The organism is Variovorax sp. GW460-12-1-14-LB1 (assembly GCF_059423605.1).
This window is the reverse complement of the sequence record NZ_JBWKYF010000101.1, coordinates 1-17,819: the sequence shown is the minus strand read 5'-3', so window position 1 is coordinate 17,819 and position 17,819 is coordinate 1. Positions and strand designations below refer to the sequence as shown.

Sequence of the window (17,819 nt, the reverse complement as noted above, 5' to 3'; positions counted from 1 at the left end):
CCCTCCGCCCCTCGCCCCATCCGCACCGCCGCCACGCTCGTCGTCCTGCGCGACGGCCCCGAAGGCCTCGAGGTGCTGATGCTGCGCCGGGCCGAGAAGGCCAACGACCAGAACAGCGGCGCCAGCGTCTTCCCCGGTGGCATGGTCGATGCGCACGACCGCCTTCTGCACCCGCTGTGCGCGGGCCTGGACGACGCCGCCGCGAGCGCGCGGCTGGGCCTGCCCGAAGGCGGGCTCGACTTCCACGCAGCGGCGATCCGCGAATGCTTCGAAGAAGCCGGGCTGCTGCTCGCGAACGATGCGCAGGGCCGGCCGGTCGAGCTGCTCTCGCTCACGTCGGGCGAACTCGACGCGATGCGCGCCGCCGCCGAGCGCAGCACCGACGCCCTGCTCGCCCTGTGCGCCGAGCGCGGCTGGTGCCTTGCCGTCGACCGCATCGCGTACTTCAGCCACTGGCTGACCCCGCCCGGCATGCCGCGCCGCTTCGACACGCGCTTCTTCGCGGCCGCGATGCCCACCGGCCAGGACGTGCGCCCCGACGGTCGCGAGACCGTCGAGCACCTGTGGCTGAAGCCTGCCGATGCAGTGAGCCCTGCACGCGGCCTCAAGCTGCTGAACGTGACGCGGCGCGTGCTCGAGCACCTGGCCACCTTCGCCCGCGTCGACGACTTCATGGCCCACGCGCGCGCGCTGCGCCGCATTCCGCTGACCATGCCGCGCCTGGCCGACGGTCCGAAGGGCCGACGGCCGGTGAACATGGAAGAGCCCGCCTACGACGAGATCGGACACCTCGATCCCGACGGCCAGGGCGGCGGCCGCTATGCGCTCGAAGCGGGTCTGGTCACGCCGCTGTCCGCACGCGTGCTGCGCGTCGTGCACGACAGCGGCCTCAACAGTTTTCTCATCGGCGGCACCGAAGGCTGGGCGCTGGTCAACCGCGTGCCCGGCGATGCGGCGCACGAGGCTGCGCTGCGGGCGGCGGCGCCCGGACCGGTGCGATGGGTGCTGTCGGCGGACGCTGCGCCGCAATCCCTGGACCTCGGCGGCGCCACGCTCCATGTGCTGGGCGCGCAGGGTTTCCTGCTGGCCGAGGAGCGCATGCTGTTCACGCACGACGCGACGACCATCGCCGTCGAGACGGATCACCGCGTCGAATGGATCGTGCCCGCGCGCGGCTTCATGCGCCGCCCGGCGTCGGCGCTCGCCGACTGAGCCGCGTCCTCAGGCCTGCTGCGCTTCCGTCAGCGCCTGCGCCGCCACCACCGCCTCGGTGCGGTTGCGCACGTTGAGCGCGCGGAAGATCGCGGCCAGGTGGATCTTCACCGTGCCTTCGCTGATGCCCAGGCTGCGCCCGATGAGCTTGTTCGGCTTGCCTTGCGACAGCAGCTGCAGCACCTCGACCTGGCGCTCGGTCAGCACGCTGCGCAGGTGTTCGAGGGTCTGGGTGCCGCCACCGCCGTTGCCGCCGCGCGCAAAGGGCTCGCCCGCCGCGGCAGACGAGGGCGACACGCCAGCCACGATGCCCGGCGGCAGCGCCGTGAGCATCATCGGCGGCACGTACACGCCGCCCGCCAGCACCAGGCGCACGGCCGACAGCATGACGTCGGGCGAATAGGCCTTGGGAATGAAACCGAGCACGCCGCGTTCGAGCGCGCTGCGCATGATGGACGGGTCTTCGTAGCCCGACAGCACGATCACGGGCACGGCCGGGTGTCGTCGCCGGATCTCGTCGATGTGGGCCTGCCCGTCCGCGCCGGGCATGTTGAGGTCGATCAGGGCCAGGTCGAGATCGTCGGTCGCGCCGGCAAGCAGTTCGTCGACGCTCAGCGCCAGGACGAACTCGATGCCAGCTCCCAGCTCCGACAACTTGGCTTTGACCGCCTCGATGACGAGCCGGTGGTCGTCGGCGATCAGAATTTTCATGGCATACCCCAGTGTCCCAACGTCAATGTGCATTGGATTCTTCTGCGACTGCGAAGATAACGGCGATTGCCCCGTCCAGCAAGGCCGCCGCGCCCCACCAACGGCATAGACCCCAAGCGGTATGGCGGCCCCGTGGGCCCGTTGAAAAAATGAACGCCCACTCCAACGACCGGGGACATGGGCATGTGCGATCGCTGCAGGCGCCGGTGCAAGGCATGCTTCGCAATGCACGCTTGAGAAGCGGGCATCCCTCATGGCCCGCCTGCTCGACTGCTTCTCGCCCTTCATTGCCTTCGGTCTCGGCCTGGACGCATCGATCGCGGCTGGCCGCCCCACCCTCACCCACGGCGACGCCCAGCGCGAGGCCCTGCGCCTGCTGGACATCGCACGCGCGGACGCCGACGTGGCCGGCGCCACCGCCACGCAGATCGAATCGGCTGCCTTCGCGATGGTCGCGTGGCTCGACGAGATCCTGGCGCGCCACCCCGACGCCGTGGATGGCGCCGCGCCGCTGCAGGTGCAGCTGTTCAACTCCAACAACGCGCACAGCGAGTTCTTCCACCACCTCTCGGCCCTCGGCGCGCAGGACCACGCGGTGCGCGAGGTCTACTGGCATGCGCTGGCGCACGGCTTCAAGGGCCAGTACTACTTCGAGTCGGGCGACGAGGGCGAGCTCGGCAAGCTGAAGGACCTGCACGGCCGGCAGCTGCAACCGCCGCCGCTCGAACTCGGCAGCCTCGCGCAGGACCACATCACGCCCCAGCCCTACGGCGTGCCCGACCCGCGCGGCCCGGCCGACATGCGCCGGCGCGACCGCACCGTGCTGCGCACCGGCACCGCGCTGGCCGTGCTCGTGCCCGCGCTCTTCCTGCTGTGGCACTGGCTGGCGGGGCCGCCGGCCGCCGGCACGGCGCTCACGCAGCGCATCGACCGGCAGCTCGCCAGCTACGCCTGCGCGGACCTCGAAGCCTCGATCGACCCCGACGGCCGCCCGCGCGTGACCGGCTTCGTCTCGCAGCGCGACGACCTGCTCAAGGTGGCGGAGGACGTCGCAGCCATTCCCGGCGTGCGCGCGCCGCAGTTCGACATCGGGCTGCGCGTGTGGCCGCACTGCGAGGTGTTCGCCATCCTCAAGCCCTCGCAGGCACGCAACCGCCAGAAGAACCACGGGCTGAGCGTGAGCGCGCCGTCCGCGCGCGACGGCCGGCTGCGCGAGGGCGATGCGGTGCGCGTGCAGGTGGTCGCGCCGCGCCACGAGAGCTACATCTGGGTCGACTATTACACCGCCGATGGCTCCGTGATGCACCTGAACACCGGGCCGGCCCCGACGCGGCTGCGCGCGGGCGAGTCGCTGGAACTCGGGTCCGACATCCCGTCGAGCTGGCTCGTGAGCCCGCCCTTCGGCAACGTGCTGATCACCGTGCTGTCGGCGCCGATGCCGTTCAGCGAAACCTCCGACCGACCGCCGTACGAGATGGCCTCGGCCTACCTGCTGCGCCTGCGCGAGGCGCTGGCGGCCAGCCGGAACAGCGAGCGGCTGATCGCCGATTTCATCTCCCTCGAAACCGTGGCGCGCTGACCTCGCCCTTCCCCACCATGTTCGACACGCTGTCACCCGTGCACCTCTTCTGGCCGCTGCTCGCGGTCTGCCTCGCCGGCCTGGCGCTGCTGTACGCCGCCGTGCGCGACGCCGGCCGCGGCGCGCGGCGGCGGGGCCTGCTGCGGCGCGTCGATGCCCTCGGTGCGCCCGCCGACCACGCCGCCGTCGACGCGCTGAAGGAGGCCATGGCACAGGCGCGCACCTCGCTGCGGCAGGCGCCGCGCACGCGCGCGACGGCGCCGTGGTTCCTCTTCATCGGCGGCCCGGCCACCGGGCTGCCGGGGCTGCTCTCGGCCGCCCGCGCCGAATGCGTGGCGCCGCCCGCGAACGAGGCACCCGGCACCCCCTGGTGGCGCTGGTGGACCACCGGCGCGCTGACGGCCATCGAGCTGCATCCCGACGCCATCGGCGACCAGGCCGGCACGGCGCCCGCACGCGGGCTCTGGCTGCAGTCGCTGCTGGCGCTTGCCGAGCGGCGCGAACGCCTGCCGCTGCACGGCGTGGTGGTGTGCGTGGCGGCCGGCGACCTGCTGTACGGCGATCCGGCGCTGCGCAAGCGCGCCACCGCGAACATGCGCCGCCTGCTCGACGAGGCCAGCGACACGCTGCGCCTGCAGCTGCCGGTCTACCTCGTCGTGACGGGCCTCGAGGGCCTGAAGGGTTACGCCACGCTGCGCGCCGCGCTGCCGCCCGAGGTGCTCGCGCAGGCGCTCGGCCACCGCGTGGAGCACCCGTTCGCGGCGCACGCGGCGCGCGCCGCCGACCGGCTCGATGCGCTGTTCGATCCGCTCGTGGCGCAGCTGCACGGCCTGCGCATGGCCCTGTTGCGCGAGCAGCCGGGTCCCGCGGGGCGGCTCGCGCTGCATGGCTTCGTGGAAAGCGTGCGCACCTTGCAGCCGGCCTTGCGGCAGGTGGCGCAGGGGCTGTTCGAGGGGCACGGCAAAGGGGTGCGTGCGCCGCGCTGGCGCGGGCTGTACCTCACGGCGACGGCGTCGGAGAACGGCACGGGCGCCGCGTTCGTGAGCGACCTGTTCGGCCGCTTCCTGCCGGCGGACCAGCCGCTGGTGCGGCCCGGGCGCTTTGCGCCCACGGTGCCGGCGGAACTGCGCTGAGGCCGCCGTGCAGCTGGCGCTACTTGGCCGCAGCGTCCACGCGGATCTGCCGCGCGCCGAAGGTCACGTTGAGCACCTGCGCCTGGCCCGGGGTGACCGCGCGCACCTCGCGCCAGCGCGCGCGGTCGAGGTCGCGGAACGCGGCCATCACGCCGATCGCCTTGGCATCGGCCGGCAGGGTGAGGTCGAGCTTCTTGCTTTCGCCGGGGCGCAGCAGCATCTCTTCGCGCTGCACCAGCTCGGCGCCGAGCGTGGCCTGGTCTTTCTCGAACAGCGAGAAGAAGTCGGCGCCTTCGAAGGGCCCCGGCGTCTTGAGCGCATAGACGCGCACCGTGAGCGGCGAGGCGCGGCCGCGCGCATCGGGGTTGGCATCGGCGCCGGCCGTGAGCGTGATCGACACCGGCGTGACCACCGGTTTGCTCGCGCAGCCCGCCATCAGAAGACCCGCTGCAGCAAGGCCAAAAGCCGCGAGACGTCGCCGGGAAGGCCACGCCACGGAGTGCTCATAGGACGAATGGTGTGTACCCAGCGTGCGCATGCTATTCCCTTCGTTGCATTGACCGGTCCTGACGCATCTTTGATTATCACCAGCGAACTCGAACAGGCAACATGCTGACTCCCCAACTCGTCGACGCACTGCTCACGCCCATCGGCGAGGCCTCGCCTTGCGGGGACGACCTGGAGTACGACGCGGACTTCATGGCCCTCACGACTGCGGCGCAAGGCAAGGCCGAGCAGCAGTTCGGCGACACCGTGATCCCCGCCGTCGAACCCGACTGGCGCGACGTGGCCGAACGCGCCGACGCGCAGCTGCGTCGCAGCAAGGACGTGCGCGCCGCCGTGCTGCTGCTGCGCGCCGCGACGCGCCTGCAGGGCGTGGCCGGCTTCACCGCAGGCCTGCAATTGCTCACCTCGCTGCTCGACACCTTCTGGGACGGCATACATCCAAAGCTGGATGCGGACGACGACAACGACCCCACGATGCGCCTGAACGCGCTCGCGCCGCTGAGCGACGACAGCATGGTGCCGCGCGACCTGTACGACGCCTCGGTGGGCAACGCGCCGGGCGTGGGCCCGATCCGCGTGCGCGACATCGCCATTGCGCACGGCGTGCTCAACGCCGTCGGCGGCGAGGCCTCGTATTCGCCCGCGCAGGTACATGGCGGGCTCGAGGCCCTGCACGCCGCGCACCCCGAACAACTGCAGGCCGCCATCGGCCTGCCTGCACTGCTCGACCGCCTGCAGAAGCTGCTGGGCGAGCGCACCGGCCGCACCGATGCGGTGGACCTGGGCACGCTGCGCACCGTGTCGCGCGCGGTCGCCAAGGCCTGCACGGCGGCAGCCGGCGCGCCCGAAGCCTCTGCCGACGAGGGCGCAACTGCCGACGGCGACGCCCCGGCCGGCAACGCGGCCCGCCCGGCCGCGCCGCGCGGCGAGATCCAGAACCGCCAGGACGCGGTGCAGATGCTCGACCGCGTCATCCGCTACCTCGAACAGGCCGAGCCCGGCAACCCCGCGCCGCTCCTGATCGAACGCGCCAAGAAGCTCATCGGCGTGAGCTTCCTGGACATCATGGCCAACCTCGCGCCCAACGCGATGGACACCATCGAGACCGTGACGGGCAAACGCCAGTCCGAATGACCGCCGCCGTTTCCACCCGTCCCCTTTCATTCCCGCAAGGAGCATCGCCATGGCCAAGAGCAGTCAGAAATTCATCGCACGCAACCGCGCGCCCCGGGTCCAGATCGAATACGACGTGGAGCTCTACGGCGCCGAAAAAAAGATCCAGCTGCCCTTCGTGATGGGCGTGCTGGCCGACCTGTCGGGCAAGCCCGCCGACCCGCTCGCGCCCGTGGTCGATCGCAAGTTCCTCGAGTTCGACGTCGACAACTTCGACGCCCGCATGAAGGCCATGAAGCCGCGCGCCGCCTTCGCGGTCGAGAACTCGCTCACCGGCGAGGGCGACCTGAAGGTCGAGCTCACCTTCGACAGCATGGACGACTTCTCGCCCGCGGCCGTGGCCCGCAAGGTGGGCGCGCTCAACAAGCTGCTCGAGGCACGCACGCAGCTGTCGAACCTCGTGACCTACATGGACGGCAAGGGCGGCGCCGAAGACCTGCTGGCCAAGGTGCTCGAAGACCCGGCCCTGCTGCAGACGCTGGCCGCCAGCAAGAAGCCCGGGGACGGCGAAGCCGCCGCCTGAGCCCGCCCCCGATTCCTGACAGACACACACCGGTACACGAGGAGAAACCATCATGGCCGACGCACTCGAGCAGAGCGCACTGAAAGACGTTGCGTACGCGGGAAGCGACTTTTCGTCGCTGCTGCAGAAAGAATTCAAGCCGCGCAGCGACGAAGCCAAGAGCGCCGTCGAAGCCGCCGTGCTCACGCTGGCGCAGCAGGCGCTGAGCAACAGCACCGTCATCGGCAAGGACGTGACCAAGTCGATCCAGGCCATGATCGCCGCGATCGACGCCAAGCTCACCGACCAGGTGAACAAGATCATCCACCACCCCGACTACCAGAAGCTCGAGAGTGCGTGGCGCGGCCTGCACTACATGGTGAACAACACCGAGACCGACGAGAACCTGAAGATCCGGGTGATGGACATCTCCAAGCAGGAGCTGGCCAAGAACCTCAAGAAGTTCAAGGGCGCGGCCTGGGACCAGAGCCCGATGTTCAAGAAGATCTACGAGGAAGAGTACGGCCAGTTCGGCGGCGAGCCCTTCGGCGCGCTGGTGGGCGACTACCACTTCGACCAGAGCCCGCCCGACGTCGAGATGCTCGGCGAGATGGCCAAGATCGCCGCCTCGGCCCACGCGCCCTTCATCACCGGCGCGAGCCCCAACCTCATGCAGATGGAGTCGTGGCAGGAGCTGGCCAACCCGCGCGACCTGACCAAGATCTTCTCCACGCCCGAGTACGCCGGCTGGCGCTCGCTGCGCGAGTCGGACGACTCCAAGTACCTGGGCATGTGCATGCCGCGCTTTTTGGCGCGCACGCCCTACGGCGCCAACACCAACCCGGTGGAAGAGTTCGACTTCGAGGAAGACACCGCCGGCGCCGACCACAGCAAGTACGCCTGGGCCAACGCCGCCTATGCGATGGCGACCAACATCAACCGCTCGTACAAGCTGTACGGCTGGGGTTCGCGCATCCGCGGCATCGAGTCGGGCGGCGCGGTGGAAAACCTGCCGCTGCACACCTTCCCCAGCGACGACGGCGGCGTGGACCAGAAGTGCCCCACCGAGATCGCCATCAGCGATCGGCGCGAAGCCGAGCTCTCGAAGGCCGGCCTGCTGTCGATGATCCACCGCAAGAACTCCGACTTCGCCGCCTTCATCGGCGCCCAGTCGCTGAACAAGCCGGCCGAGTACGACGACCCCGACGCCACGGCCAACGCCAACCTGGCGGCGCGCCTGCCCTACCTCTTTGCCTGCAACCGCTTTGCGCACTACCTGAAGTGCATCGTGCGCGACAAGGTCGGCAGCTTCAAGGAGCGCGAGGACATGCAGCGCTGGCTCAACAAATGGATCATGAACTACGTGGACGGCGACCCCGCCAACTCGTCGGAAACCACCAAGGCCCAGAAGCCGCTGGCCGCCGCCGAGGTGATCGTCGAGGAAGTCGAAGGTAACCCGGGCTACTACACGTCCAAGTTCTTCCTGCGCCCGCACTACCAGCTCGAAGGCCTCACGGTCTCGCTGCGGCTGGTGTCCAAGCTGCCGACGGCCAAGGGCGCCGGTTGAAAAAAATCTGCGGATTCTTCTTGAATTCCCGGTTCCGTTTCGTTCTATGAGTAGCTGCCGGGCATCGGAACTTTTCTCCCACCGCCGGCAGCCATTTTTTTCGTTTCGATCATCAACCGCCCGAATGCAATCGGGTTCCAAGGAGTAGGAACATGTCATCTGACTTTCACATCAAGCTCGACGGCGTCAAGGGCGAGTCTTCTCACAAGGACCACAAGGACGAGATCGAGATTTCGTCGTGGTCCTGGAACGTGAGCAACGCATCGGGCGCGGGATCGGGCGGCGGTTCGGGCAAGGGCAAGGCCACGCCGGGTGAATTCAATTTCACGCACACCTACGACAAGGCATCGCCCGTGCTCGCCAAGAACTGCGTGAGCGGCAAGCACTTCAAGGACATGGTCATGACCTGCCGCAAGTCGGGCGAAGGCCAGCAGGAGTACCTGAAGGTCACGCTCAAGGAAGTCTTCATCTCCAGCGTGGGCCCCGGCGGCGCACAGGGCGGCGACGTTCACGAGCAGGTGTCCTGCAGCTTCAAGGACATCGAGTTCGCCTACAAGGGCCAGGACGAAAAGGGCGCCGGCGGCGGCGAGGTGAAGTTCGGCTGGAACGTGGCCACCACCGAAACCCGCTGACGGGCGACGGACCCGCCAGCCCCGTCCGCCCCTGGCACCCCACGGTGCCGGGGCCGGTCCCTGCCCGTGTCCTCACCGGAGCAATGCCATGGCATTCAGCACCACACTCATCGGTACCAGCGGCAAGCTGCACACGACCTACAACTCCGATTGGTCGGTCGGACGGATCGGCTCCAACACGCGTGAAGACGTGATGCTGGTGCAGGCCCTGTTCAAGATCTTCTACTACGAGCTGCTCGGCTTCAACCACGACTTCGACCCGCCCCCCGGCGCGACCGAGGTGATCGTGGTGGACGGCTACTACGGGCCGGTCACGCAGAAGCACATCACGCACTTCCAGGAACAGGCGATCGCACGCGGGCGCAAGGTCCTGCCGGACGGCATCTTCGATCCGTTCCGCGAGCCCGGTGCGTCCAGCACGATCAGCAAGACGCGCTACGCGCTCGACCTGCTGAACAACGGCTGCGCCAACAGCTGCGAAGAGCAGAACATCGACAACTACAGCAACCTGCCGAACCGGGAAGACATGCCCGCGTTGCTGCGCAGCGCGCTGAAGAAAGTCAAGAAGAAGGCCAGCAAGTACAGCTGAACAGTCTCAGCGGCCCCAAGCAAAACGCCCATCCATCGGATGGGCGTTTTGCTTGAAAGATGGCGCCACGCTCAGGGGTCTGTCGACGCGACGTTCTCGGGCAGCAGCCGCGTCAGGTCGTCGTCGGCGTCCTCGATCACCCACAGCGTGAGCGCCGTGTAGTTGTCGTGGCCCGGCTTGGCGTTGGCCTTGATCTGCGCGTCGAGCAGCTCGGTCCACTGGCTGGGCGTGCGCGATGCGTGCAGCGTGTCGACCAGGCACTCGTCGCCCAGCGGCTCCCACACGCCGTCGCTGCACAGGAGCAGCACGTCGCCGGGCAGCAGGCGCATGCGGTCGGACACCGCGATGTCGGGCGCCTCCTCGATCGAACCGAGCGCCGACAGCAGCATGTTGCGCTGCGGATGCAGGCGCGCGCCCTCCTCGTCGAGCATGCCGCCCGCGACCATCTGCTGCACCAGGCTGTGGTCGGTGGTGCGCGCCACGATGGCGCCGCCGCGGAACAGGTAGGCGCGGCTGTCGCCGCTGTGCACCCAGGCCAGCACCTCGCGCTCCAGGTCGATCACCGCGAACACCACCGTGGAGCGCATGCCGGCGAGCTTGCCGCCTTCGGCCTGGCGCGCCACCACGTCCAGGTTGGCGCGCTCGATCAGCGCGCGCAGCGCGGCCTCGTCCAGCGAGGGCGCCCCCGAGAAGCCGCCGAGCACGCTGGCGCGCACCGTGGCCGCCGCCACGTCGCCGCCGCCGTGGCCGCCCGCGCCGTCGGCCACCAGGCAGGCGACGTAGCGCTCGTCGTGCCAGTGGCCGTGCACGTCCTCGTTGTAGGTGCGCCCGCCCTGCCGGGAGAGCGTGACGATTTCGATTTCCAAGCGGGGTGCCTCGCGAGTGCTGGGGTTGTTCTGGTGGTCTTCAGGTGTCGGACTTCAGGCGCGCCATCTGCTCTTCGTAGGCCGCGAGGAAGGCCTTGCCGAAGAGGCTGTGGAAGTCGTCCTCGGCCTCGCTCGCGATGCCGCCGTACAGCGCAACGAACTGGTCCCAGAGCTTGGCCTTGCGGTTGGCGACAAAGAGCGCGTCGAGCGCGGTCTTGGCGCTGATCTTCTTCTCGAGCTCGGCCGGCTCGAAGCGCCCGATGACATGGGCCAGCGCCGCGCGCATGCCCACCATCACGCCGAACTGGTGCGCGCGCAGGTCGTCGAAGGCGTCGCGCATCGCGGCCTCGGGCGGCATGAAGCCGCGCACGCCGGGCCCCAGCAGGTGCGCCAGCGCGACCTCGACCGTGGGCGAGAACTTGAGCGGGTTGTTGGCCTGCGACGCAATCATCGTGACCTCGGCGCGCACCTCGCGCTTGAACTCCTGGCGCGTGAGCAGCAGCTGCAGCGTGCCCTCGGTGGCGGTGCGCAGCATCGCGCCGATGCGCTCCATGAGCCCGGGCGTGAGCATCTCGGGCGGCTGGTGCGTGCTGGCCAGGCCGCGCAGGAAGGCGGCGAGCAATTCGTCGTCGGAGGCGGCGCGCGTGGACGTGGCTGCTGGTGCCGGCGGCGCGACATGCACGGGCGGCGGCGGTGGCGGAGGGGGCGGCGGCTCGGCGACGCGGCCGGCGTTCTCGGGCCCGCTGATGCGGATCGGCTGGCCGGTCACGTCGTCGAACTTCGCGAGCGGGGCCACGGGTGCTGGCGCGGGCGCAGGGGGCGGCGGCGGCGGTGGCGGCGTGATGGCCTTCGGCGGCTCGAAGCCGAACTGGTCGATCGGCAAATGATCGGAGCGCGGCACCGGCGTGGCGGGCGCGGCGCGCTGCAGTGCGGCCAGCGGGTCGGCGTCAGACGCGGTGTTGGGCTGCAGCAGCGGATCGGCCAGCGGCGACAGCGCGAGCGGATCGCCGCCGATGCCGCCAGCGCCCGGCGAATCGCCGAACAGGTCGTCGATGCTCGCGGCCTTGCCGTGCGCGGGCGGCGCGCCCAGGTCGGAAAAATCGTCGAGCGCGCCGAGCCCCGCAGAAGGTGCGGCCGACGGCGTGGGGCCCAGCAGGTTCGCGAACGGGTCGACCTGGTCGGCCTGCGCATTGCGCGAGCCGCTGGCCATGGGGTCGGGAAAGAGCAGCGACTCGGCGGGCGCGGCGGCGGCGCGGGCTGCAGCAGGCGCCGGTGCGGGAGCGGCCGGCGACCCGAGTCCCGCGAGCAGGTCGGCGAACGGATCGTCGCTGCTGACGGCAGGCGCGGCGGCCGGCGTCGACATCACGGTGTTGGGGATGACAGGTGCACGTGGCGCCGCCGCAGCCGCCATCACGCGCACCGAGAGTTCGAAGCTGCCGATGACAAGGCGCGCGCCGTCGGTCAGCGCCGCTTCCTTGCCCGCGCCCAGCGACACGCCATTGCATTGCATCGCATTGCTGCCGCGATCGACGATGAAGTACTGCCCGTCGCGGCACAGCACCTGCGCGTGCACGCGCGAGACGGTGCGGTCGGGGTCGTCGAGCACCAGCGCGTTGGTGTCGGCGCGGCCGATGGTGCCGCCGCCGGGTCCGAAGTCCGCGGCGATGGACGGTCCGGCCGGCATGCCTTGCCGGGTGATGACAGCGATATGGATCATGAATCGGCCCCCGATGGCGGCTGCGCCCGTGCAATCTCGCAAGGAGTATTCATTCCGTGGGGCCGGTTGGCAATCTCGCCTTAAGAGGTATGCCGCATGCGCGCCTTCGCGGCCTCACGGCGCCAGCAGCAGCACGAGCGACTGGCTCGGCACCGCGCGCACGCCCGGGCAGTTGGTGCTGTTCTGCAGCGAGTTGCTGGTCAGGCGCGTGGCGGGCATGCCCTGGAACAGCACGGTGAACGCGCCCGTGAGATGGCGGCACGGCCCCATCACGGTGCCGGAGGCCACGCCCAGCAGGACCCCGGGGTTGTCGCCGTTGCTCATCGGGATCGTGGTGCCCAGGTTGTGCGCCGGGCCGCCCATGATGAGGATCGTGGGGCAGTTGGGAATGGCCATCGCGCCCATCGCGATGTTCGGGTACGGAATGGGCAGCGGCGACGGCGCGGCCGGCGTCATGCAGACGTCGGGGAAGGCCATGTCGGTGCCCATGAGCTGGCAGTTGGCGAACATGGGACGTCTCCTCAACCGAAGTGGATCTGCGCGCCGCGCGTCTTGACCAGCTTGCCGCCGTTGACCATCACATGCTCGGCCTTGAGCTGCATCAGCTGCTGCGCCTCGTGGTCGATGTGCATGGCCTGCACGCGGTCGGTGCCCTGCGTGGTGCGCAGGTAGTGGCGGCTGAAGTGGGTGACGCGGTCCATCACGCTCGAGAGCACCGAACCGACGAACTTGATGGTGCCCGCACACAGCCGGAACTGCCGCGCGGCCACCTCCACCTCGTCGGCCACCAGGTGGGTGCGACGCCCGCGCAGCTCGAGCTGATCGGCATCGAGCTGCAGCCGCGCGGCCTCCAGGTGCAGGGCGCCGTCGCACCGCAGCACGGCCGGCTGCGCCGCGTCGCGCTGCAGCACCGCCAGCACCCACAGCTCCGACGGGCCGGTGCGCAGGCAGGCCACGGTGTCGCCGACGGCCGGCACCAGCAGGCAGCTGGCCGCGCGCCGCGCCTGCACCTCGCCCCGCAGGCCGACGCGCACACGCACGGTGGCATCGGGCCCGACGGCGGTGACGAGGCCGCCCTGGCAGGCGCCGGCGATGGCGACGGTGGGGTCGACCGCCGGCGCGCAGACCGGTTGGCTCTGGCTGTGCGGGCTGCGCTGGCTGGGGCTTCTGCCGGGGGTTCGGGTCTTGCTCATGGGGCTCTCCAGGATGTGCGGATGGGGTCAGGCGGCGACGGCGCGCCAGCGCTCGGCCTCGGCGCGCTGCGGGTCTTGCGTCAGCGCGCGGGCGTGGTCGTCGATGCGCGCGCCTTCGGTGAGCGCGCCGTGCAGCTGGGCGCGCAGCAGCGAGGCGCCCGCCATGTCGCAGCCGCGCAGGTCGGCGTGGCTGAGGTCGGCGTGGTCGAGCACCGCGTTCTGCCACTGCGCGCGTGCCATGCGCGCACCGGCGAAATGCACCTGGTGCAGGCGGGCGCGTGCGAACACGCTGCCTTCGAGCAACGCGCCGGTGAACAGCGCCTGCGTGAGGTCGGCGCCCGAGAAATCGACGCCGGCCGCCTGCGCCTCGCAGAAGATGGCGCGCGGCGCCTGCACGCCGGCCAGCCGCGCACCGCCCAGCAGCGCGCCCTGGAAGCTGCACTGCGGCAGGCGGGCGTCGGTGAAGTCGGCGCCCTGCAGGTCGACCCCGGCGAACTGGCAGCCGCGCAGCGACTGGCCGCGAAAGTCCTGCCCCGCCAGGGGGGTCTTGACGAACACCGTGCGCTCGAAATTGCCGCCGCTCCAGGCCAGGTGTCGCACGTCGCATTCCATCAGCGTCGCCTGGCGCCAGTTGACGCGCTCCGCGCTGGCATCGAACAGGCTGCACTGGTTGAAGGTGGCGTTGTCCAGGCTCGCGTCCTGCAGGCTGGCGTGGGCGAACTTGCTGCGGTTGGCCACGAGCATGGACGCATCGGCGCCGGCCAGCCGCGCGTGCGACACCTCGCACTCGTTCAGGGTGGCGGCATGCAGCCGTGCCTCGCCCAGGTCGGCGTGCGTGAGCTGGCACTGGTTGAAGGTGGCCCGCCGCAGATCGGCCGTGCCCAGCAGCGTGCCGCGCAGGTCGCACTGATCGAACACCGCCTCGTGCAGGTCGGCGCCGCGCAGGTCGGCCCGGCGCAGGTCGACCTTGCTGAACAGCGCGCCGGCCAGCGCGGCGCGCGCAAAGTGGCCGCCCTGCAGGTCCAGCGACTCGATGGGCTCGCCGATGGCGGCGGCCATGGCCAGGACTTCGGGCGTCATGGCACGGGCTGCGCCTGCTCGGCGGCGCTCAGCCGCGGCCAGGTGCGGGTGCGTGTGAGCAGCGCGTCGTCCAGCCGCACGTCGCCGTCCAGGCGCACGCGCGACAGGTCGGCCTGGAACAGGTTGCTGCGCCGCAGGTCGGCTCCGCGCAGGTCGGCGTGCTGGAGCATGGCGTCGCGCAGGTCGGCGCCGGACATCCGCGCCCCGCGCAGCACGGCCTTGCGCAGCAGCGCACCGCGCGCCGAGGCCAGGCGCCAGTCGCTGCCGGGCATGCGCGCGCCGGTGAAGTTGGCGCCGTCGGCCACGGCGCCGGCAAAGCTGGCGTCGGCCAGCGCCACGCCGCCGAAGTTGGCATGCGCGAGGTCGGCATGGCCGAGGTCCGCGCCCGTCATGTCGCACGCGGGCGTGACGACCACGCCGGCGGCGCGCGCCTGCGTCCAGCGCGCGCCCTGCAATGGGCAGTCGACGAAGTTGGCGCCCGCGAGGTCGGCGCCGCGCAGATCGATACCGCGCAGGTCGCACTCGACGAAGCTGGCGCCGGCCAGCGTCGCGCCCGCGAAGGCGACGGTGCGCAGGTCCGCGCGATAGAACACCTGCCCGCCGGCCTGCGCCTCGCTCCAGTCGCAACGGCCCCAGGCCGCTTCCAGCAACGAGGTGCCGCCCAGCTGCGCGCGCGCGCCGCGTGCGCCTTCCAGCTGGCAGCGCTCGAGCACGGCAGTGCGCAGGTCGGCGTCGTCCAGCACGCAGCCGTCCAGGCGGCTCGCGCCCAGGTTGGCGCCCTCGAAGTTGGCGCCGATGGCGATGGCGCCGCTCAGCTCGGCATGCGCCAGCACCGCATATGAAAAGTTGGCGCCCGAGAGGTTGGCCTGGCGCAGGTCGGCGCTTTCGAGCCAGGCGCCGGTGAAGTCCGCGCCGCGCAGGTCCAGCCCGTGCAGGTCGGCGCCGGTGAGGTCCATGCCGCGGAAGGCGCGAAAGCCCGATGCCGCCGCCCGCCGGATCTCGTCGCGCAACGCCGCGGCCGCATCGGGCGCCATGCGATCGACCGGCGGCTGCTGGTGCGCCGCCTGCAGGTAGCCCAGCGAGTCGGCGCCCTCTTTCTGCAGCAGCGGGCCGTAGACCACCTCGGGCCGGAAGTCGCGTTTCTCGTGCCGCGCGGTCTGTTCGAGCTGCTTCAGGTCCTGCTCGGCGCGGTAGGTGGGCGGTCCGCGGTGCTGCAGCTGCGCCAGGTCGACGCCGCGCTCGCGCGCCATCGCGATGGCCTGCTCCATGTGCGCGAGCACGTCGTTGAGTGCATGCAGCTGCTGCAGCTCGGAGGCTTCGATCTGCCGCTGCAGCACCTCGGCCAGCTCGTCGGGCTTGGGCACGGGCTCGCGCGGCGGCATCGTCACGCCCAGCGCGTCGGGGTCCTTGCCGAGCCCGCGCAGCTGTTCGCGGGCCATGGCCACATCGAGTTCGGCGCGCCGGTACTGGGCCTGCGCCTGCACGCCGTCGCTGGCGAAGGGCGCGCGCGCGGCCTCGGCGTGCGGATCGGTGATGTCCAGGCCCTCGGGCAGCAGGTCGCTGTCGCGCAGGCTGTGGACCAGGCCCAGGCGCGGATCGGCGCGCTGCGCGATCACGTGCAGGTAGTGCGCATCGGGGCGCGGCGCCTCGGTGATGCGCTCCACGCCGCAGGTCATGCCGCGGATGTCGCTGCCGTCGTCGCTGGCCATCTCCGCCAGGCCGTGGAAGACCAGCACCAGCCGCTGCGCATGCGGAAAGCACCACACGGTGGTCAGGCGCATCGGCACTTCGCGCAGCGCGTCGTCCTGCCCCGCGCCCATCGCGTAGGCGGCGAACACGCGCGCGCGCAGGCCGGGCAGGCGCCCGGTGAGCGTGGGGTGCTCGGGATGCAGGTGGACGAACTCGAGTTCTTCGTCGCCGCGCAGCGGTTCGGCAAACCACTGGTCGGCGGGAGCCACGTTGAAGAAGCGCCAGTCGGTGTCGGGCGCAAAGCCGGGCGCGTGCTCGCGCATGTACTCCGGCCCGTAGGTGCCGCGCCAGGCGGCACGCGCCGGGTGCATCGGATCGAGGCGGCCGAAGCCGGCCGGCTCCGCCACCTGGTCGGGATGGTGCAGCGGTGCGTGCGGCCATTCCACATTGGGCAGCGGGCGCACGCCCTGCACGGCGGCCCGGCCGATGCCCGCCGGGTTGGCCGCGAAATCGGCACCGCCGTAGGCGCGCTCCCAGCCGATCGGCATCTGCGTGTAGGGCTGCGGCGCGCTGGCGCGTTCGCCCTCCCAGTGCCGGTCACCCATCACCACCAGCGTCTTGCTCACCGGCCCCACGCGCACGCGCACCGCGCAGCCGGTGGCCGGTGCCGACGGCGGGCAGGCCCGGCCGTGCACCAGGAATTCGGCGGTGAGCTTGGCCACGCCTTCGTCGACCAGGGGCTCCGCCATTTCCTCGGCCAGAAAGTCCCACATCGACTGCTCGCCCCACAGCCGGCCGTGCGCGCCCTGCTCGAGCGGTACATGCAGCAGCGCGCTGATGCACAGTGCGCGCCGGCCCCGGTACTCGATCGGGCGGGTGGACAGGCCCAGGGCCTGCGGCTTGTTGATCTGCATCGCGTGCGGCCCGGCCCGTCAGGGCGTGCCCGACCCGCCGGAGCTGTTGGGGTCTTGCGAGCTGGTGGGTCCGGGCGTGCTCTGGGGCCCGTCCGCCGCCGGCGGCTGGTTCGAGCTGACGGGCTCGCTCGGCCCTGCCGGTTGGCTCGAACTGGCAGGCTCGCTCGGCCCTGCCGGTTGGCTCGAACTGGCAGGCTCACTCGGCCCCGCCGGCTGGCTCGAACTGGCGGGCTCGCCGGTGCCGGCCGGTGCCGTCTGCGCCGGCGAGGGCTGGGGGGTCGGCTGGGGCGCGGGCACCGAGCCGTCCTCGGCCGGCTTGAGCGCATCGGCCTGGTCCTCGGCACCGCTGCCCATCGCGCGGCCCATCGCGCCGATCGGACCGCCCACCACGGCGCCCGCGACACCCAGCACCGGCGACGCGATGATCGCGAACGGCCCGGTCACCAGGCCCAGCGCTGCGCCGGTACCCGCGCCGATCGCCGTGTCGGTGCCGTAGTGCGAGCCCGCCAGCGCCTCGCCCTGCGCCTTGCGATCGCGCGCCAGTCCGGCCATGTCCTGCAGGCGCTTCTGCAGGCCGGGAATGCGGCCGACGTCCGGGTCCTTGGCCGCCTCCTCGAGCTGCTTGGCCGCGTTCTCGTACTGGGTGAAGGTGGCGTCCACGTCGCGCGCACCCAGGAACAGCCCGCGGATCGCGCCCACCGCCGAGAAGAGCGCGGCCACGCGGTTCAACGGTGGCGGTCCACCGCCCCCGCCCC

At 71.0% G+C, this 17,819-nt stretch carries 16 protein-coding genes and 1 pseudogene; 8 read left to right on the top strand and 9 right to left on the bottom strand.

The window, feature by feature from the left end; all coding sequences use genetic code 11:
* On the top strand, positions 1–1,212 hold a 1,212-nt coding region (locus AC07Y4_RS30250), incomplete at its 5' end, for an NUDIX hydrolase (RefSeq protein ID WP_495275526.1).
* Positions 1,213–1,221: 9 nt separating this feature from the next.
* Here the strand turns inward: AC07Y4_RS30250 and AC07Y4_RS30245 are convergent.
* Entirely contained in the window at positions 1,222–1,923 is a 702-nt protein-coding gene (locus AC07Y4_RS30245; RefSeq protein WP_095743417.1) for a response regulator transcription factor, read from the bottom strand.
* Positions 1,924–2,176: 253 nt separating this feature from the next.
* On the opposite strand from AC07Y4_RS30245, the gene AC07Y4_RS30240 reads away from it, so the two are divergent.
* A complete protein-coding gene (locus tag AC07Y4_RS30240; RefSeq protein WP_369631084.1) occupies positions 2,177–3,502 on the top strand; it encodes a DotU family type IV/VI secretion system protein in 1,326 nt (441 codons plus the stop codon).
* Positions 3,503–3,519: 17 nt separating this feature from the next.
* Positions 3,520–4,635 (top strand): type VI secretion system protein, encoded by a 1,116-nt coding sequence (locus AC07Y4_RS30235; protein ID WP_139701552.1) that lies wholly within the window; start codon positions 3,520–3,522, stop codon positions 4,633–4,635.
* A gap of 19 nt (positions 4,636–4,654) precedes the next feature.
* Here the strand turns inward: AC07Y4_RS30235 and tssJ are convergent, their stop codons facing one another.
* Complete coding sequence (gene tssJ, locus AC07Y4_RS30230; RefSeq protein WP_062482192.1) at positions 4,655–5,173, bottom strand: type VI secretion system lipoprotein TssJ; 519 nt, start codon at positions 5,171–5,173, stop codon at positions 4,655–4,657.
* Between the two features lie 71 nt (positions 5,174–5,244).
* Here tssJ and tssA point away from each other — a divergent pair, with 71 nt between their 5' ends.
* The 5 genes from tssA (at position 5,245) to AC07Y4_RS30205 (ending at position 9,605) form a co-directional block, all read left to right on the top strand.
* Positions 5,245–6,276 (top strand): type VI secretion system protein TssA, encoded by a 1,032-nt coding sequence (gene tssA, locus AC07Y4_RS30225; protein WP_447740717.1) that lies wholly within the window; start codon positions 5,245–5,247, stop codon positions 6,274–6,276.
* Between the two features lie 49 nt (positions 6,277–6,325).
* Entirely contained in the window at positions 6,326–6,838 is a 513-nt protein-coding gene (gene tssB, locus AC07Y4_RS30220) for a type VI secretion system contractile sheath small subunit (protein WP_062482197.1), read from the top strand.
* Positions 6,839–6,890: 52 nt separating this feature from the next.
* Positions 6,891–8,384: a type VI secretion system contractile sheath large subunit gene (gene tssC, locus AC07Y4_RS30215; protein WP_062482199.1), complete on the top strand. Its 1,494-nt coding sequence runs from the start codon at positions 6,891–6,893 to the stop codon at positions 8,382–8,384.
* A gap of 152 nt (positions 8,385–8,536) precedes the next feature.
* Positions 8,537–9,016, top strand: coding sequence for an Hcp family type VI secretion system effector (locus AC07Y4_RS30210; protein WP_056584576.1), 480 nt, complete (start codon positions 8,537–8,539; stop codon positions 9,014–9,016).
* An 88-nt stretch (positions 9,017–9,104) separates the two neighbouring features.
* Entirely contained in the window at positions 9,105–9,605 is a 501-nt protein-coding gene (locus AC07Y4_RS30205; RefSeq protein WP_062482201.1) for a peptidoglycan-binding domain-containing protein, read from the top strand.
* Positions 9,606–9,676: 71 nt separating this feature from the next.
* Here AC07Y4_RS30205 and AC07Y4_RS30200 read toward each other — a convergent pair whose 3' ends face one another.
* From AC07Y4_RS30200 to AC07Y4_RS30170, 7 genes and pseudogenes are all read right to left on the bottom strand, one after another.
* The gene (locus AC07Y4_RS30200; protein ID WP_070063885.1) at positions 9,677–10,471 is read right to left on the bottom strand and encodes a PP2C family protein-serine/threonine phosphatase; all 795 of its coding nucleotides are present in this window, start codon (positions 10,469–10,471) and stop codon (positions 9,677–9,679) included.
* Positions 10,472–10,511: 40 nt separating this feature from the next.
* On the bottom strand, positions 10,512–12,188 hold the full coding sequence (gene tagH, locus AC07Y4_RS30195) for a type VI secretion system-associated FHA domain protein TagH (RefSeq protein ID WP_495275525.1): 1,677 nt from the start codon (positions 12,186–12,188) through the stop codon (positions 10,512–10,514).
* A gap of 114 nt (positions 12,189–12,302) precedes the next feature.
* Positions 12,303–12,698 (bottom strand): DUF4150 domain-containing protein, encoded by a 396-nt coding sequence (locus AC07Y4_RS30190; RefSeq protein ID WP_062482207.1) that lies wholly within the window; start codon positions 12,696–12,698, stop codon positions 12,303–12,305.
* An 11-nt stretch (positions 12,699–12,709) separates the two neighbouring features.
* Positions 12,710–13,381, bottom strand: a complete 672-nt coding sequence (locus AC07Y4_RS30185; protein ID WP_070063883.1) for a DUF3540 domain-containing protein — start codon at positions 13,379–13,381, stop codon at positions 12,710–12,712.
* A 27-nt stretch (positions 13,382–13,408) separates the two neighbouring features.
* Entirely contained in the window at positions 13,409–14,461 is a 1,053-nt protein-coding gene (locus AC07Y4_RS30180) for a pentapeptide repeat-containing protein (RefSeq protein ID WP_487848685.1), read from the bottom strand.
* Positions 14,458–17,064 (bottom strand): DUF2169 family type VI secretion system accessory protein, encoded by a 2,607-nt coding sequence (locus tag AC07Y4_RS30175; RefSeq protein ID WP_495275524.1) that lies wholly within the window; start codon positions 17,062–17,064, stop codon positions 14,458–14,460. Before AC07Y4_RS30175 ends, AC07Y4_RS30180 begins: the two co-directional genes overlap by 4 nt.
* 18 nt (positions 17,065–17,082) lie before the next feature.
* A pseudogene (locus tag AC07Y4_RS30170) lies at positions 17,083–17,819 on the bottom strand (hypothetical protein); the annotation flags it as partial.

Excerpts from the sequence above, each read along its gene's own strand:
- AC07Y4_RS30210 (WP_056584576.1), top strand. The coding sequence starts at position 8,537 with ATGTCATCTGACTTTCACATCAAGCTCGACGGCGTCAAGGGCGAGTCT.
- tagH (WP_495275525.1), bottom strand. The coding sequence starts at position 12,188 with ATGATCCATATCGCTGTCATCACCCGGCAAGGCATGCCGGCCGGACCG.
- AC07Y4_RS30235 (WP_139701552.1), top strand. The coding sequence starts at position 3,520 with ATGTTCGACACGCTGTCACCCGTGCACCTCTTCTGGCCGCTGCTCGCG.
- AC07Y4_RS30185 (WP_070063883.1), bottom strand. The coding sequence starts at position 13,381 with ATGAGCAAGACCCGAACCCCCGGCAGAAGCCCCAGCCAGCGCAGCCCG.
- tssA (WP_447740717.1), top strand. The coding sequence starts at position 5,245 with ATGCTGACTCCCCAACTCGTCGACGCACTGCTCACGCCCATCGGCGAG.
- AC07Y4_RS30175 (WP_495275524.1), bottom strand. The coding sequence starts at position 17,064 with ATGCAGATCAACAAGCCGCAGGCCCTGGGCCTGTCCACCCGCCCGATC.
- AC07Y4_RS30190 (WP_062482207.1), bottom strand. The coding sequence starts at position 12,698 with ATGTTCGCCAACTGCCAGCTCATGGGCACCGACATGGCCTTCCCCGAC.
- tssJ (WP_062482192.1), bottom strand. The coding sequence starts at position 5,173 with ATGCGCACGCTGGGTACACACCATTCGTCCTATGAGCACTCCGTGGCG.
- AC07Y4_RS30205 (WP_062482201.1), top strand. The coding sequence starts at position 9,105 with ATGGCATTCAGCACCACACTCATCGGTACCAGCGGCAAGCTGCACACG.
- AC07Y4_RS30240 (WP_369631084.1), top strand. The coding sequence starts at position 2,177 with ATGGCCCGCCTGCTCGACTGCTTCTCGCCCTTCATTGCCTTCGGTCTC.
- tssC (WP_062482199.1), top strand. The coding sequence starts at position 6,891 with ATGGCCGACGCACTCGAGCAGAGCGCACTGAAAGACGTTGCGTACGCG.
- AC07Y4_RS30180 (WP_487848685.1), bottom strand. The coding sequence starts at position 14,461 with ATGACGCCCGAAGTCCTGGCCATGGCCGCCGCCATCGGCGAGCCCATC.
- AC07Y4_RS30245 (WP_095743417.1), bottom strand. The coding sequence starts at position 1,923 with ATGAAAATTCTGATCGCCGACGACCACCGGCTCGTCATCGAGGCGGTC.
- tssB (WP_062482197.1), top strand. The coding sequence starts at position 6,326 with ATGGCCAAGAGCAGTCAGAAATTCATCGCACGCAACCGCGCGCCCCGG.